Origin of the sequence: Pseudomonas capeferrum, assembly GCF_013523055.1 — a bacterium.
GTDB classification, from domain to species: Bacteria; Pseudomonadota; Gammaproteobacteria; order Pseudomonadales; family Pseudomonadaceae; genus Aquipseudomonas; species Aquipseudomonas capeferrum_A.
This window is the reverse complement of record NZ_JAAMQM010000002.1, coordinates 103,095-119,094: the sequence shown is the minus strand read 5'-3', so window position 1 is coordinate 119,094 and position 16,000 is coordinate 103,095. Positions and strand designations below refer to the sequence as shown.

The following is a 16,000-nucleotide window of genomic DNA, read 5'->3' as shown; positions in this document are numbered from 1 at the left end:
TCCTTAGTGTTGGTGACCGCAATCAGGGCCGTGCACGTGGTCGTCATCCTCCACGTCGGCGGGCTCCATTTCCAGCTGCAGGCTGACCAGGTTGGTGGCCATCGGGCGCAGCAGCAGGTTGGCGTATTCGCTGTCGCCTTCGTCGACGTCGACGCCGATCAGCAACTGGCCTCGGCCATCCTGCTGGATCCAGACTTCCTTGCCTTGCCAGACCACGGCAAAACGCGTGCAGGAGGTTTCCAGTTGAGTACCGTCGTCGTCTTCAAGGATCAGCTGCAGGGCATCGGACATTTCACATTCTCTCTTCAAGGTTGGCGTTGGAACGGATAGACCGAGCCCAGATGGAGGATCCGGGTCAATTCATCCAGTGCCGCACGACATTCGTTCAGCAATTGCGGGTCGACCAGATCGGCATCGCTCATGCGGTCGCGATAATGCCGGTCGACCCACTGCACGAGGCTGTCGTAGAGCGGCGGCGTCATGATAACCCCTGGGTTGACCGCCGCTAGTTCGGATTCGTTCAGGGCCACGCGCAACCGCAGGCACGCCGGGCCACCGCCGTTCTGCATGCTCTGCTTGAGGTCGAACACTTTCACCTCTCGCACCGGGCCACCCTGGCCGGTCAGTTGTCCCAGATAGGCCCAGACTCGCTCGTTATTGCGGCACTCTTCCGGTACCACCAGCAGCATGGAACCGTCATCGCGGCTGAGCAACTGACTGTTGAACAGGTAGGAGCGCACCGCATCCTCCACCGTGACCGCCGCACGCGGTACCTGAATCGCCTGCAGGCGACCGCCCTTGCCGGCCAGCTTGGCCTGCAACTCGGCAAGCACCCTGTCGGTGTCGAGGAAGGCATCCTCGTGATAGAACAGGACTTCGCCATTGCCCACCGAAATCACATCGTTGTGGAACACGCCCTGGTCGATCACCGCCGGGTTCTGTTGAGCGTAGACCACGCCCTCCTCGCTCAGCCCATGCAGGCGCGCCACGGCCTGGGACGCTTCGAGGGTCTGGCGCGCAGGATACTTTTGCGGTGCAGGAAAGCGGCTGTCGAACGCGCTGCGTCCGTAGACGAAGAACTCCACACCCGGCGCCCCGTACTCGCGGCAGAAACGGGTGTGATTCGCCGCACCCTCGTCGCCGAACTGCGCCACCGCTGGCAGGGCCGCATGATGGGCGAAATGCCTGTCGTCGGCGAACATTGCGCCCAGTACACGGCTGGTGGTCGGGTGCTCGATACTGCGGTGGTATTTGCAATTGAGGTTGGCCGCGGTGAAGTGCACGCGGCCGTCAGCGGTGTCGGCGCCGGGGCTGACGGTCGCTGCGTTGGCTACCCACATGCTCGACGCCGAACAGCTGGCGACCAACAACGGCATCGACTCTTTCGCCGCGCGCTCGATCACCTCTTGGTCGCTGCCGCCGAACCCCAGGCGACGGAGGGCCGCCACGTCCGGGCGCTCCTGCGGGGCCAGCACGCCCTGCTTGAAGCCCATGTCCATCAGCGCCTTCATCTTCGCCAGCCCTTGGCGAGCAGCCTCACGCGGATTGGACGCCTGCTGGCTGTTACTTTGCGAAGCCACGTTGCCGTAGGACAGGCCGCCGTAGTTGTGGGTCGGCCCGACCAGACCATCAAAATTCACTTCATAGGATTTCATCGGCTAGCTCCCAGACCGGTTGTTATAGAGTGACGCCCGGCGTCAGGGTTGCCGGCAGGGCCAGGTGGGCGGTTTCCAGCGAAGCCACGGGATAGGCGCAATAATCCGCCGCGTAGTAGGCGCTGGCGCGATGGTTGCCACTGGCGCCGACACCACCGAACGGCGCGCTGCTGGCGGCACCGGTCAATTGCTTGTTCCAGTTGACGATGCCGGCGCGACTGCGCAGCCAGAAGTCCTGATAGCGCTCGGCGGAGTCCGAGAGCAGACCGGCCGCCAGGCCGTAGCGAGTGTCGTTGGCCTCCCTGATCGCGGCATCGAAATCGCCATAGCGCACCACTTGCAGCAGGGGCCCGAAGAATTCCTCATCCACGCGCGCGGCCACGTCACTGACATCAATGATGCCGGGTGTCAGCAAGGCGGTGCCGGGACGCGGCTGAGTCATGGACAGCAGCGCCGTGGCGCCTTTGGCCAGCAAGTCGCTCTGAGCCTGAAGCAGCGCCTCGGCGGCCGCCAGGGAAATCACCGAGCCCATGAAGGGCGCGGGCTGCTGGTCGAACGCCCCTACACTGATGCCTCTGCACACCTCGACCAGACGCGCCAGCAGCGTATCGCCCCAGCTGCCTTGCGGGACCAGCAGGCGCCGGGCACAGGTGCAACGTTGACCGGCGGAAATGAAGGCCGACTGGACGATGGTATAGACCGCCGCATCCAGGTCCTGCACCTCATCCACCACCAAGGGGTTGTTGCCGCCCATCTCGAGGGCCAGGATCTTGTCCGGGCGACCTGCGAACTGCTGGTGCAGGAGATTGCCGGTATGGCTGGAGCCGGTGAAGAACAGCCCATCGATCCCAGGATTGGCCGCCAGTGCGACCCCAGTGTCCCGCGCGCCCTGCACCAGGTTCAACACTCCGGCGGGGAGCCCCGCCTCGATCCAGCACTTGACCGTGAGTTCGGCCACCCTGGGCGTCAGCTCACTGGGCTTGAAGATCACGCAATTGCCCGCCAGCAAGGCCGGGACGATATGCCCATTGGGCAGGTGGCCGGGAAAGTTGTAGGGACCGAACACCGCCACCACGCCGTGAGGCTTGTGTCGCAGGACTGCCGTGGCGTCAGCCAGCGGGCCGCTCTTTTCCCCGGTGCGTTCACGATAGCCTTGTACCGAGATCGCCACCTTGTTGACCATGCTGGTCACCTCCGTGGCCGACTCCCACAGCGGCTTACCCGTTTCCTGGCCAATGCAGTGGGCCAACGCATCGGCGTTCGCCTTGAGCTTCTCTGCGAAGGCCTCGAGCACGCTGATACGTCCTTCCAAGCCGATCTGCGCCCAGGCCGGGAAAGCTTGGCGCGCGGCCTGCACGGCGCTGTCGACCTGCTCCGCGGTGGCGCCCTGCCCTTCCCAGAGCACGGCCTGGGTCACCGGATCGAGCGATGAGAAGGCCTCGCCCTGCCCCGTATGCCACGTTCCATCGATGAAATGCGTCGTCATTGCCTGGTCTCCCTGCTAGGGGACAGCGGCACGGCGCGCACATTGTCACCGGCACTCAGGCGCAGGCGCCTGGCGGTCGCAGGATCGACCACCAGTGTACCGGCCGCCAGGCGTGCGGGTGCTGCGGCGATGCGGCAGTCCTCGCGCTTGCGGTTGTGAATGATATACGGGGTCGCGTCGTCACCTGGCGTACCGATGGCCAGCACCAGGGTCTGGCTCTCGTTCACCGCGCGGATGCGCGCGGTCTCACACTCGATCGAAGGGCCCGCGTCGAAGATGTCGACATAGCCTTGGTAGCTGAAACCCTCGCCCTTGAGCATGGCCAGGGCTGGCTCGGTGTCGCCGTGGACCCGGCCGATCACGCCGCGCGCGGCTTCGGAAAGGAAACAGGTGTAAAGCGGAAACTTGGGCATCAGCTCGGCGATGAACGACTTGTTGCCCACGCCGGTCAGGTAGTCGGCCTGGCTGAATTCCATCTTGAAGAAATGCCGTCCGAGGCTTTCCCAGAAAGGCGAGCGGCCATCGGCATCGGATATGCCACGCATCTCGGCAATGACCTTGTTGCCGAACAGCTCGGCAAACTCGGCGATGAACAACAGGCGCGCCTTGGACAGCAGCCGCCCGTTGAAACCGTTGCGACAGTCGCTGCGCAGGAACAGCGAGCAAAGCTCGGAGTTGCCGGTCAGGTCGTTGGCCAGGAACAAGGTCGGGATCTCGCGGTAGATGTTCAGCTCCTGCGAGGCGCTGACGGTCAGGCCGACCCGAAAGTTGTACCAGGGTTCGCGCAAGCCCACGGCACCGGCGATGGCCGAGATACCGACCACCTCGCCTTCATCGTTCTCCAGGACGAACAGGTAATCGGTGTCGCCTCGCTCGGCTTCGCCGCGGAACGTCTTCTCGGCCCAGCCGACGCGGTGCTCCAGGCGCGCTTCATTGGCGGGCAAGGTGGTCAGCCCGGTCATGCCGGTGCTGCGTGCCAAATCGATCAGCGCGGGAAGGTCGCTGCTGCGTACGGGACGAACGATCATGCTCTCTCCTTGGGCGGCGGCCATTGCCTGCCGCGAAACTCGGCCTGGGCTATCCGCCCGCGGGCATCAGACGGCGACCAGGCGCACACTACCGGCCTCACCGACACCCAGGGCATCGGCGGCTTCCGGACTCAGGCTGACCGGCTTGCCGGGTACCCAGTCCAGTTCGAGCAATACGGCGCGGTAGTCCTGCAATTGACCGTTGCACACCAGGTACGGCCGCAGGCCCTTGCCGACGCCTTCTTCCACCTTGACCGGCACCACGCGGCTCTGGGCGATCGAGCGAATGCCCGAGACACGAGCATGCAAGGTCGGGCCACCGTCGAAGATGTCGATGTAGTGGTCGGTCTCGAAGCCTTCGCGCATCAGGATGTCGAAGGTGATCTGCGCGCGCGGATGCACTTGACCCATGGCTTCCTGCGCGGCGTCCGGCAGCAGCGGGACGTAGATCGGGTAATGAGGCATCAGCTCGGCCAGGAACGTCCGGCTCTTCAGCCCGCACAGCCGCTCGGCCTCGGCGTAGTTGAGATCGAAGAAGTTGCGGCCGATGGCATCCCAGAACGGTGAGTCGCCCTGTTCATCGCTGTAGCCGACGATTTCAGTCACCACCGACTCGGCGAAACGCTCGGGATGCGCCGCCATGAACAGCAGGCGTCCACGCGAATTGAGCTCCGCCCAGTGGCTGTTCACCAGTTCGGGCACGACGTAGAAACTGGTCAGCAAGCTATTGCCGGTCAGGTCGTGGCATTGCGACAACACATGAATCTTGTTGTGGATCTTCAGCTCACGCGACGCATGCACGAAGGTCTCGTTGCGAAAGCTGTAGAAAGGCTCGGAGTAGCCAGCCGAGGCGACGATCGCCGAGCAGCCCACGAGCTTGCCTGTCTGGCTGTCTTCGAGTACGAAGAAATAACTCTCCTCGCCGTTGAAACTGACCTCCGCGGCGAAGGACGTTTCCGAAGCGGCGATCTTGTCACCCAGACGGCTGGCGTCATCGGGCAATGAGGTGACACCAACGGGGCTGTCCGCAGCCAGTCGCTGCACTTCACTCAGATCAGCCATTTGCGCGGGGCGCATCACCAGCATGGTGTCACTCCTTCAGGAAAAGCAGGCCAACGGCGTCGGCACGAAAAATCGGCGGGCACCTGCGGCGCCCGCGCTGGAACTCGACAATCACCGGCCCTCGCGAGGGCCGGCTACGGTGCCACGGGCGTATCAGCCCTGCGTCAGCTTGGCCACGGCACGCTCGAAGCGATCCAGGCCTTCGTCGATATCGGCGTCTTCGACCACCAGGCTCGGGGCGAATCGCACGACATCGGGACCGGCCTGCAGGACCATGACATTTTCCTGCTCGGCAGCGTTGAGGATATCCTTGGCCTTGCCCTTCCAGGCCTCGGTCAGGACGCAGCCGATCAACAGGCCGACGCCGCGCACCTGGCTGAATACACCGTATCGTTCGCCAATCGCCTCGAGGCGAGTCTTGAAGCGCGCATGCTTGGCCTTGACCCCGGCCAGCACTTCAGGCGTGTTGACGACGTCCAGCACGGCATTGGCCACGGCGCAGGCAAGCGCGTTGCCGCCATAGGTAGTGCCGTGAGTGCCCACGGCAAAGTGCTTGGCCAGCTCGGTGGTGGTCAGCATGGCACCGATCGGGAAACCGCCGCCCAGGCTCTTGGCGCTGGTCAGGATGTCCGGCGTGACACCGTAGTGCTGGTAGGCATAGAGCTCGCCGGTGCGACCGACGCCGGTCTGCACCTCATCGAAGATCAACAGCGCGTTGTGCTCGTTGCACAACTGGCGCGCGCCTTCGAGGTAAGCCAGATCGGCCGGTACCACGCCGCTTTCACCCTGGATCGGCTCGATGACCACGGCGCAAGTCCTGTCGGAGATCTGCGCGCGCAACGCTTCGAGATCGTTGTAGGGGACATGGCTGATGCCGGTGATCTTCGGGCCGAAGCCATCGGAGTACTTGGGCTGGCCACCGACGCTGACGGTGAACAGGGTGCGACCGTGGAAGCTGTTCACGGTGGCGATGATCTCATGCTTCTCCGGGCCGAAACGATCGTGACCCACGCGGCGCGCCAGCTTGAAGGCGGCCTCGTTGGCCTCGGCGCCGGAGTTGCAGAAGAACGCCCGGTCGGCGAAGGTCGCGTCGACCAGCTTGTGCGCCAGGCGCAGGGCCGGCTCGTTGGTGAAGACGTTGGACACATGCCAGAGCTGATTGGCCTGTTCGGTCAGCGCATTGACCAATGCCGGATGAGCATGCCCCAGTGCATTGACCGCGATGCCGCCGGTGAAGTCGATCAGTTCGCGACCGCTCTGGTCCCACACTCGAGAACCCTCGCCGCGCACGGGAATGAAGGCCGCCGGAGAATAGTTGGGCACCATGACCTGGTCGAAATCGGTACGTTGCACCGGGGCTTGCTCAACGGACATCTGAATCTCCTGAAGAGAAACGCTCGCCAGGAAGTGGCAAGCGATGGAGGGATTGTAAGGACTGATCGGCGCCTGTCCTTGTCGCCAAGCGACAACTTGTTACAGCGCCAACCCTGTTTTATCAAGGCTTTCGGCAATGCGACAAACATTGTCGCAATCGCGCAGTTTAAACGCAGCGGGAGGGTGGCGGGAGAGATGGGCGGATAAATGTGAACAAGGAAGATATCGACAGAGCCCGATGGAGCATTGGATCAATGCCTTCTTTGAAACTGATGGCCTCGTCGCGGGACAAGCCCGCTCGCCACCTGGACTGTATCTTCACTGCGCAGCGCACCGGTGGCGAGCGGGCTTGTCCCGCGACGAGGCCATCAGCTTCAAGCAAACTTCAAAGCTGGAAGACAGGTTCGAGCACTCGAAAATCGAATGTTTTCCGTACTTATAAAATAGGGCCTACCCGCGATACGGTGCTCAACCTGCAAATGCCAAAGATTCTGAGGAACATGCACCAGCAACATGCGGCCACCTGGCTTCCCCGATCAGCCACCCCCGGAGCTCAGCTCGAACGGACTGTTGCTGCGCCGCTGGTTGCGATCCTCCCGAGGCGTGGCACCGAAGAAGTTGCGATAGGCACTGGAGAAATGCGGCCCGGACGAAAAACCACACGACAACCCGATCTGGATGATCGACTTGCTGGTCTGCATCAACATCTGCCGGGCCTTGTTCAGGCGCAACTCGAGGTAATACTGGCTCGGCACACGATTGAGATACTGCTTGAAGATGCGCTCGAGCTGGCGTCGCGAGACGCAGACATGCTGGGCGATCTCGTCGGTAGTCAACGGCTCTTCGATGTTGGCTTCCATCAACAGCACGGCCTGGGTGAGTTTCGGGTGACTCGACCCCAGTCGATTCTGCAACGGGATACGCTGGCGCTCCCCGCCTTCGCGAATACGCTCGACCACCAGTTCCTCGGACACCGCACCCGCAAGCTCGGCACCATGATCACGAGCCAGAACCGCTAGCAGCAAGTCAGCCACCGCCATCCCGCCGCAAGCCGTCAGCCGGTCACGGTCCCAGTCGAACAGATGACTGGTGGCAATGACCTTAGGGAAGCGTTCGGTAAAATCATCCTGCCAGCGCCAATGCACCGCCGCCCGATAACCGTCCAACAACCCCAGCAGCGCCAGCGGATACACACCCGCCGACAGGGCCCCGATCAGGCAGCCACTGCGTGCCTGCTGCTTGAGCGCGGTCGACAACGCGGCACCTACCGCCTGCGGTGGTTCATCGGCTAGCAGGAACAGCTTCTGATAGCCGTCCATGCGTCCGACCCAGGACTCGCCCGGCAGCCGCCAAGCGCCCTCCTCCGGCGCTTCGGCCTGAAGGAACACCAGCTCGTAGGTGACATCCGGGTGCACCTGCTGAGCCACCCTCAAAACGTCCTCAGCCAGCGCCAGGGTCAACGGCTTGGTGCCGGGCCAGATGAGAAATCCGATACGCTGGGTGGTCATAAGGTGCGGTCCGAAACCTGAAGTGATTCGAGTCAGTAGCGCCGGGACATACCGCGCTCGATGCGCAGCATGCCCTAATTTGGTGCGAAGCGGCAGCCTTTACTTCAGACTGCCAGAGAGAAACTGCTTGAGACGCTCCGATTGCGGATTGGCCAGCACCTCGCGCGGATTACCGGTTTCTTCGACCAGCCCTTTGTGCAGGAACACCAACTGGTTGGATACCTCGCGCGCGAAGCCCATCTCATGCGTCACCACTACCATGGTCCGACCTTCCTGGGCCAGGGACTGCATTACCTTGAGCACGTCGCCGACCAGCTCGGGGTCGAGCGCCGAGGTCGGCTCGTCGAACAGCATCACCTCCGGCTCCATCGCCAGCGCGCGCGCAATGGCCACGCGCTGCTGCTCTCCGCCGGACATGTGCCCCGGATATGCGTCCTTGCGGTGGGCCACGCCGACCTTGGCCAGGTAGTACTCGGCCTTCTCGAGCGCCTGCTTCTTGCTTACGCCAAGCACATGGACAGGCGCCTCGATGATGTTTTCCAACGCCGTCATGTGCGCCCACAAGTTGAAATGCTGGAACACCATCGACAGGCGCGAACGCATGCGCTGCAGCTGCCGCGGATCGGCGGCGCGCATCGCCCCGTCCTTGCCCGTTACCAGTTTCAGCTCTTCGTTGTTGAGCAGGATCTTGCCGGCATGCGGCTGTTCCAGCAGATTGATGCACCGCAGGAACGTCGACTTGCCCGACCCGCTGGAGCCGATGATGCTGATCACATCGCCTGCCTTGGCCGACAGGGAGACGCCCTTGAGCACCTCGTGGCTGCCATAGCGTTTGTGCAGGTCTTGGACTTGGAGTTTGTACATGCTGTCGGTTCTCACAGAGCGATCAGTGCTTGCGCGGCGCCAGGTAGCCGAGCCAGCGGCGTTCGGCCATCTTGAACAGCCGCACCAGAATGAAGGTCAGGCACAGGTAGAACACGCCCGCCGTGATGTAGGCCTCGAAAGGCAAGTAGTACTGGGCATTGACCGTACGCGCTGCCCCGGTGATGTCGATCAGCGTGACGATCGAGGCCAGGCTCGTGGTCTGCAGCATCATGATCACTTCGTTGCTGTACTGCGGTAGCGCACGGCGCAGGGCCGACGGCAGCAGAATGCGTCGGTACATCTTCATGCGTGACATGCCCATTGCCTTGGCGGCCTCGATCTCGCCATGAGGCGTGGCCTTGAGGCTGCCAGCGATGATTTCGGCGGTATAGGCACTGGTATTGATAGCAAAGGCCAGGCAGGCGCAGAACGTGGCGCTGGACAGCAAGGGCCAGACAATGCTCTCGCGTACCGCTTCGAACTGGGCAAGCCCGTAGTAGATCAGGAACAGCTGCACCAGCATCGGCGTGCCCCGGATCACATAGGTGTAGAGCCAGGCCGGAGCGTTGACCAAGGGCTGTTTCGAAACCCGCATCAGCCCCAGGGGCACGGCGGCCAGCAGGCCGAAGAACAGCGAAATCGCCAGCAGCTTGAGCGTGATCAACAGGCCGCCGAGATACAACGGCAAGGCTTCCCAGACGACGGTGTAGTCGAAGATCATAGTTCAGCCGCCTTTACGCCAACCGAGTAGCGTCGCTCGAGGTAACGCAGCGCCAGCAGCGAGACACTGGTCAGCACCAGGTACAACGCCGCGACCGCCAGGAAAAAGGTGAACGGCTCGCGAGTGGCATCCGCGGCCTGCTTGGCCTTGAACATCATGTCCTGCAGGCCGACCACCGAAATCAGCGCGGTGGCCTTGGTCAGCACCAGCCAGTTGTTTGTGAAGCCCGGGATCGCGAGACGGATCATCTGCGGCACCATGATGCGGAAGAAGACCTGGCGACCATTCATGCCATAGGCGGCACCCGCCTCGGCCTGCCCCTTGGGAATACCCAGGAACGCACCGCGGAAAGTTTCCGACAGATAGGCACCGAAGATAAAGCCCAAGGTACCGACGCCCGCCATGAGCGGGTTCAGGTCGATGTAGTCTTCATGACCCAGCAGCGGCGCGACACGATTGAGCAAATCCTGGCCGCCGTAGAAGATCAGCAGGATCAGGACCAGGTCCGGTATGCCGCGAATGACGGTTGCATACATATCGCCCAGCCAAGCCAGCCAGCGTACCGGCGACAAACGCAGGGCCACGCCAAGCAGACCGAGCACGATGGCCAGGGCCATGGACGACAGGGCAAGCTGCAACGTCAGCCACGCCCCATCGAGGATGACTGCCCCGTAGCCTTTCAACATGATTGAGGTCCTCGACCTGGGAAATGAAAATGGTGCAAACCTCAGCGCACTGCTGTTTGCACCATTGCAGGGGTGAAACTCGACGTCTTACTGCTTTTCAGGGCCGTAGATGTCGAAGTTGAAGTACTTGTCCTGGATCTCTTTGTACTTGCCGTTGGCATGAATGGCGTCGATGGCGGCGTTGATTCGCTCGACGTTCGCCGTGTCGCCCTTGCGAACGGCGATACCGATACCGTCACCGAAGTACTTCGCATCGGTGAAGGCCGGACCTACAAACGCATAGCCCTTGCCGGCATCGGTCTTGAGGAAGCCGTCTTCGAGCAGAGTGGCGTCGGCGATGGTGCCATCGAGACGACCGGCCGCGACATCCAGGTAGACCTCGTTCTGCGTGCCATAAGGCACCACGGTGGCACCCTGCGGCGCCAGGACTTCCTTGGCGAAGCGGTCATGGATCGTCCCGCGCTGCACGCCGATCTTCTTGCCCTTGAGCTCCGCCAGGTTGTCGCCGACCGCCGCCCCTTCCTTCATCACCAGGCGCGCGGGCGTCAGGTAGTAGCGGTTGGTGAAGTCGACGGACTTCTTGCGATCCTCGGTGATCGACATGGACGACAGAATCGCATCGATCTTGCGCACCTTGAGGGCCGGGATCAGGCCATCGAACTCTTGTTCGACCCAGGTGCACTTCGTCTTCATCTGTTCGCACAAGGCGTTGCCGATGTCGTAGTCGAAACCGGCCAGGTTGCCGTCGGGCTGCTTGAAGGCAAAGGGCGGGTAGGCGGCTTCGATGCCGATCTTCAGGGGTTTCTCATCGGCCAGCGATGCCAGGGAAAACACGGACAGCGCCAGGGCGCCAAGCAGTGCGAGCTTCTTCATCTGGTGACTCCATCGGTATAGGGCTAACAAGGCAGGAGTTATGACTGCCCGATATGCGAATGGGTATAACGCGAGCCGCAGGCCTGCAACCAAAAGTCACGAACCATGAGCGAGAGTGGCATTTTAACCACAGCTTGATAGTCGATATTTCTTCAAAGCGACAACTAGTTATAGAAGCGCAAGAAACCGCATCCTGCGGGATTGACAATCCATGCAAGACATGCAAGGACTAGAGAGAAACAACCTGTCATCAAAGCAATTACCGGGCCTATTATTGGCAAAGCCTTGTAATCCGGCAAGTGTAGCGTGCATTAGCGCAAAAAATGCTTATTCAGGCGCACCGAAACCTGGCAGCACTGTTTCCGCTCGCCCCGCCATGGGCCATTGCCGGTGACACATGTAGTTACCGATGAATGTCGAAGTAACGAGGGAGCTCGCTCGCCGCCGGAGGGCTCCCACGCTTGATGCACCGTTCAAGCCAGGCTTCAGGCGATTTTCTTGAGGCCTTGCTTCTTCAATTCCTCATCCCGCAGTTCGCGCCGCAGGATCTTGCCTACGTTGGTGGTCGGTAGCGCATCGCGGAATTCGATGAGGCGCGGGACCTTGTAGCCCGTGACATTGGCACGCATATGGCCCATCACCTGCTCCTTGGTCAGCGTCATGCCAGGCTTGACCACGATGAAGATCTTGATCGCCTCCCCGGTCTTTTCATCCGGCACACCGATAGCGGCGCACTGCAGCACACCAGGCAGGCTGGCGAGGACGTCTTCCAGCTCATTGGGGTACACGTTGAAACCGGACACCAGGATCATGTCCTTCTTGCGATCGACGATACGCATGTAGCCGTCCGGCTGGATCAGCGCGATGTCACCCGTCTTGAGCCAGCCCTCGGCATCGAGGATCTCGGCAGTGGCCTCCTCGCGCTGCCAGTAGCCCTTCATGACCTGCGGACCCTTGACACACAGTTCGCCCACTTCACCCAGCGGCAGCTCGCGCCCGCTATCGTCGATGATCTTGCACTGGGTCGACGGTACCGGGATACCGATGGTACCCACCTGATTGGCCTGCGCCGGGTTGACCGCCGCGACTGGGCTGGTCTCGGTCATGCCGTAGCCTTCGCAGATGGCGCAGCCGGTGACGGTCTTCCAGCGCTCGGCCACGCTTAACTGCAAGGCCATGCCGCCGGACAGGGTGATCTTCAGCGCGGAGAAATCCAGACTGCGGAACGCCTCGCTATTGCACAGGGCCACGAACAGGGTATTGAGGCCGACGAAGCCGCTGAACTTCCACTTCTTCAACTCCTTGACCATGGCGGGCAAGTCGCGCGGGTTGCTGATCAGCACGTTGTGGTTGCCGGCCAGCATCATTGCCATGCAATGGAAGGTAAACGCGTAGATATGGTAGAGCGGCAGCGGCGTGATGAGGATCTCGCAACCTTCCTGCAGGTTGGAGCCCATCAGCGCGCGGCATTGCAGCATGTTGGCGACCAGGTTGCGGTGACTGAGCATCGCCCCCTTGGCCACGCCGGTCGTGCCGCCGGTGTACTGGAGCACGGCCACGTCATCGGACCTGGGGTCGGCCTCGACAACCGGCTGGCCCTGACCCTTGGCCAAGGCATCGTTGAAACGCACGGCAGAGGGCAAGTGGTAGGCCGGGACCATCTTCTTGACGTACTTGACGACGCTGTTGACGAGAAGACGCTTGAGCGGAGGCAGCAGATCGGCCACTTCGGTGACGATGACATGACGAACCTGGCTCTTGGGCAGGACCTTCTCGGCCAGGTGCGCCATGTTGGCCAGGCACACCAGGGCCTTGGCACCCGAATCGTTGAACTGGTGCTCGAGCTCGCGCGCCGTATACAGTGGATTGGTGTTGACCACGATCAGCCCGGCACGCATCGCCCCGAACACCGCCACCGGGTACTGCAGGACATTGGGCAGTTGCACGGCGATACGGTCGCCCGGCTTGAGGTCGGTATGCTGTTGCAGCCAGGCGGCGAATGCTCCGGACAGCCTGTACAGCTCGCCGTAAGTGAGGGTCTTTCCCAGGTTGCTAAAGGCCGGTTTATCGGCGAAACGTTGGCAGGACTGCCTGAGCACCGCCTGGATGTTCGGGAATTCGTCAGGATTGATTTCCGCCGTAATCCCGGCTGGGTACTTATCCTTCCAAAAATGTTCGATCATGGAAGCCCACTCCTTCAGCAACAGCGAAATTCTTCATCGCGTCGATGCGATTGTTATAGGTAGTGAATGACGGATCAGAGGGACCGGATCATCCGAAAGCGCGCCGAGAGTAGCAGCTTTGCCAGAGGCCGCCTAGAGCCGCATGAGGGCTGCCGGTCACAAAAATGACTCAATAGGTTGACCTGGTCACGAAAAAAGACTTTTCTCGCATGCTGTTGGGTTTGTCAGCGCTTCCGAGACCAAGCGCCGCTCGCGCGGCGCATTCTGCACATCAAACGTTGGCGCCATGAGCTGCATTCCAGTTGTGGATCGCTTGTAGCCACAGCTCGGATCTGTGTAAGAGCTGGCTTGCCGGGACGCCGGACCGTCTGCGATCGAGCCTGAAAGGCTCGCCTGGCAACGCTGAAGCTTTTCTCACCCGGATAATTGTGGGTACGCCGATCGCCTGCATCCAATGCATCCACGACTACCATGCCGAGTAACCCATCTTCGTTGCCAGGCGAGCCTTTCAGGCTCGATCGCAGGCGGCCCGGCGTCCCGGCAAGCCAGCCCCTACACGGGGCCGAGTCGCCGCCACCAACGAGGGACAGGTCTCCACAATTTGGCCACCCCCTCTACCCTTCCTCCCGCAGCTCGCGCCGCAGGATCTTCCCTACAGGCGTCATCGGCAAGGCATCGCGCAGGACAATCTGTCGAGGGACCTTGTATCCCGTGAAGTTGGCCTTGCAGAACGCCTTGAGCTCCTCGATGCTGACCCCGCCTTCACGCGCTACCACGAACAGCTTGACCGCCTCGCCGGAACGCTCGTCGGGCACCCCGATGGCCGCGCAACTCGCGACCTGCGGATGGCTCATGACCACGTCCTCGATCTCGTTGGGGTACACGTTGAAGCCCGAGACGATGATCATGTCTTTCTTGCGATCGACAATGCGGGTATAGCCATCCTCGTCGATCACTGCGATATCGCCCGTCTTGAGCCATCCCTCGGCATCGAGGGTCTGCGCCGTCGCCTCGGGCTGCCGCCAGTAACCCTTCATGACCTGCGGTCCCTTGATGCACAACTCGCCCCGTTCGCCCAGCGGCAACTCGTTACCCTCCTCGTCGATGACCTTGTAGGCCGTGCCCGCCACGGGGATGCCGACGGTGCCCAGACGGGCGAGCTGACCATAGGGGTTGGTACTGGCCACCGGCGAGGTCTCCGTCAGGCCATAGCCCTCGACGATACGACACCCGGTGAGGGCCTCCCAGCGCTCCGCCGTCGCCTTGACCAGGGCCGTGCCACCGGAGTTGGTGACCTTGAGGGCCGAGAAATCCAGGTTCTTGAACTGCGGATGATCCATCAGCGCGACGAACAGCGTGTTGAGGCCCAGCAACGCGGAAAACCGCCACTTGCCCAGCTCCTTGATAAAAGCGGGAATATCGCGCGGATTGGTGATCAGGATGTTGTGATTGCCCGTGACCATCATGCACATGCAATTCGCGGTAAAGGCATAGATGTGATAGAGCGGCAGTGGCGCGATCATCACCTCCTGCCCTTCCTTGATCATCTTCTGCCCGTCAGGTCCATGCTGGGAGAAACAGGCAAGCACCTGCAGCATGTTGGCCACCAGGTTACCGTGAGTGAGCATCGCGCCCTTGGCAAGGCCCGTGGTTCCGCCGGTGTATTGCAGCACGGCGATGTCATCCAGGCCCAGGCTCGCCGGCTTCAACTGCCGACCACGCCCTTCGCGCAGGGCCCGTTTGAAAGATATGGCCTGGGGCAGGCTATAGGCCGGGACCATTTTCTTCAGCTTGTCGACCAGGGTGTTGACCAGCCAGCCCTTGGGCGTGGCCAGCAGGTCGCCCATCTTCGCTTCTATCAGGTACTCGATATCCGTATCGGGCAGCACCTCCTGCACACGCTTGCCGAAGAGGTTGAGGTAGACCAGCGCGCGCGCGCCCGCATCCTTGAACTGGTGGCGCATTTCCCGCTCGGTGTAAAGCGGATTGGTGTTGACCACGATGAGCCCCGCGCGCAGGGCGCCGAACACGGCGATGGGATACTGCAGCACGTTAGGCATCTGCACCGCGATGCGGTCGCCCGGCGCCAGGCTCGTGTGCTGCTGCAGCCAGGCGGCAAAGGCCGCGGACAAGGCATCGAGTTCACCGTAGGTCAACGTCACGCCCAGGTTGCTGAAGGCCGGGCGGTCGGCGAAGCGCTTGCAGGAGCGCTCGAAGACTTCGACCACAGAGTCGTAGGCATTGATGTCGATGGTCGAAGGTACCCCCGCGGGGCGCTTGTCATTCCAGAAGTCAGCTTGCATTTTATTGTTATTCCTCTGCCCGAGCCGTCCAGGTTTGGTTGCCGGCTGCAGGTGCGCCCGTCTAGCCCACCCACAACCCCATGCGACACAGGCGGACGTTAACAGGTCCGCCAAGGGCGGCAAATACGCCAAGCGCCGCCATTAACATCGTGAATCTTATTTGTACGGCTGGCCCACAACGAGCGGTCCACGATGCTCCGTCGCACGCGAATGTGATCCGGAGGGCACCAGCAGGCGTCTCACCGATCTGGCCGCCT

13 protein-coding genes are annotated in these 16,000 nt (G+C 62.0%); all 13 read right to left on the bottom strand.

The window, feature by feature from the left end; all coding sequences use genetic code 11:
• Positions 1 to 3: 3 nt before the first annotated feature.
• The 13 genes from G7009_RS03030 to fadD2 all read right to left on the bottom strand — a co-directional run bounded on the left by G7009_RS03030 (position 4) and on the right by fadD2 (position 15,743).
• A complete protein-coding gene (locus tag G7009_RS03030; RefSeq protein WP_181128502.1) occupies positions 4 to 291 on the bottom strand; it encodes a topoisomerase II in 288 nt (95 codons plus the stop codon).
• A 14-nt stretch (positions 292 to 305) separates the two neighbouring features.
• Positions 306 to 1,655 (bottom strand): N-succinylarginine dihydrolase, encoded by a 1,350-nt coding sequence (gene astB / locus G7009_RS03025; RefSeq protein WP_181128501.1) that lies wholly within the window; start codon positions 1,653 to 1,655, stop codon positions 306 to 308.
• A gap of 22 nt (positions 1,656 to 1,677) precedes the next feature.
• Positions 1,678 to 3,141 carry a succinylglutamate-semialdehyde dehydrogenase gene (astD, locus tag G7009_RS03020; RefSeq protein ID WP_181128500.1) on the bottom strand — a complete coding sequence of 488 codons (1,464 nt, stop codon included), beginning with the start codon at positions 3,139 to 3,141 and terminating at the stop codon, positions 1,678 to 1,680.
• Positions 3,138 to 4,169 (bottom strand): arginine N-succinyltransferase, encoded by a 1,032-nt coding sequence (astA, locus tag G7009_RS03015; protein WP_181128499.1) that lies wholly within the window; start codon positions 4,167 to 4,169, stop codon positions 3,138 to 3,140. Before astA ends, astD begins: the two co-directional genes overlap by 4 nt.
• 66 nt (positions 4,170 to 4,235) lie before the next feature.
• A complete protein-coding gene (gene aruF, locus G7009_RS03010) occupies positions 4,236 to 5,255 on the bottom strand; it encodes an arginine/ornithine succinyltransferase subunit alpha (protein ID WP_181128498.1) in 1,020 nt (339 codons plus the stop codon).
• 129 nt (positions 5,256 to 5,384) lie between these two features.
• A complete protein-coding gene (locus G7009_RS03005) occupies positions 5,385 to 6,605 on the bottom strand; it encodes an aspartate aminotransferase family protein (RefSeq protein ID WP_181128497.1) in 1,221 nt (406 codons plus the stop codon).
• 536 nt (positions 6,606 to 7,141) lie between these two features.
• Positions 7,142 to 8,113, bottom strand: a complete 972-nt coding sequence (gene argR, locus G7009_RS03000; RefSeq protein ID WP_181128496.1) for a transcriptional regulator ArgR — start codon at positions 8,111 to 8,113, stop codon at positions 7,142 to 7,144.
• Positions 8,114 to 8,212: 99 nt separating this feature from the next.
• Positions 8,213 to 8,977 (bottom strand): ABC transporter ATP-binding protein, encoded by a 765-nt coding sequence (locus G7009_RS02995; RefSeq protein WP_181128495.1) that lies wholly within the window; start codon positions 8,975 to 8,977, stop codon positions 8,213 to 8,215.
• A 22-nt stretch (positions 8,978 to 8,999) separates the two neighbouring features.
• A complete protein-coding gene (locus G7009_RS02990) occupies positions 9,000 to 9,698 on the bottom strand; it encodes an ABC transporter permease (protein WP_181128494.1) in 699 nt (232 codons plus the stop codon).
• Entirely contained in the window at positions 9,695 to 10,384 is a 690-nt protein-coding gene (locus G7009_RS02985) for an ABC transporter permease (RefSeq protein WP_181128493.1), read from the bottom strand. The genes G7009_RS02990 and G7009_RS02985 overlap by 4 nt, the downstream gene beginning before the upstream one ends.
• 87 nt (positions 10,385 to 10,471) lie before the next feature.
• Positions 10,472 to 11,257: an ABC transporter substrate-binding protein gene (locus G7009_RS02980; RefSeq protein WP_181128492.1), complete on the bottom strand. Its 786-nt coding sequence runs from the start codon at positions 11,255 to 11,257 to the stop codon at positions 10,472 to 10,474.
• A gap of 485 nt (positions 11,258 to 11,742) precedes the next feature.
• Positions 11,743 to 13,440, bottom strand: a complete 1,698-nt coding sequence (gene fadD1 / locus G7009_RS02975) for a long-chain-fatty-acid--CoA ligase FadD1 (RefSeq protein ID WP_181128491.1) — start codon at positions 13,438 to 13,440, stop codon at positions 11,743 to 11,745.
• A 614-nt stretch (positions 13,441 to 14,054) separates the two neighbouring features.
• Complete coding sequence (gene fadD2 / locus G7009_RS02970) at positions 14,055 to 15,743, bottom strand: long-chain-fatty-acid--CoA ligase FadD2 (RefSeq protein WP_181128490.1); 1,689 nt, start codon at positions 15,741 to 15,743, stop codon at positions 14,055 to 14,057.
• Positions 15,744 to 16,000: the final 257 nt, after the last annotated feature.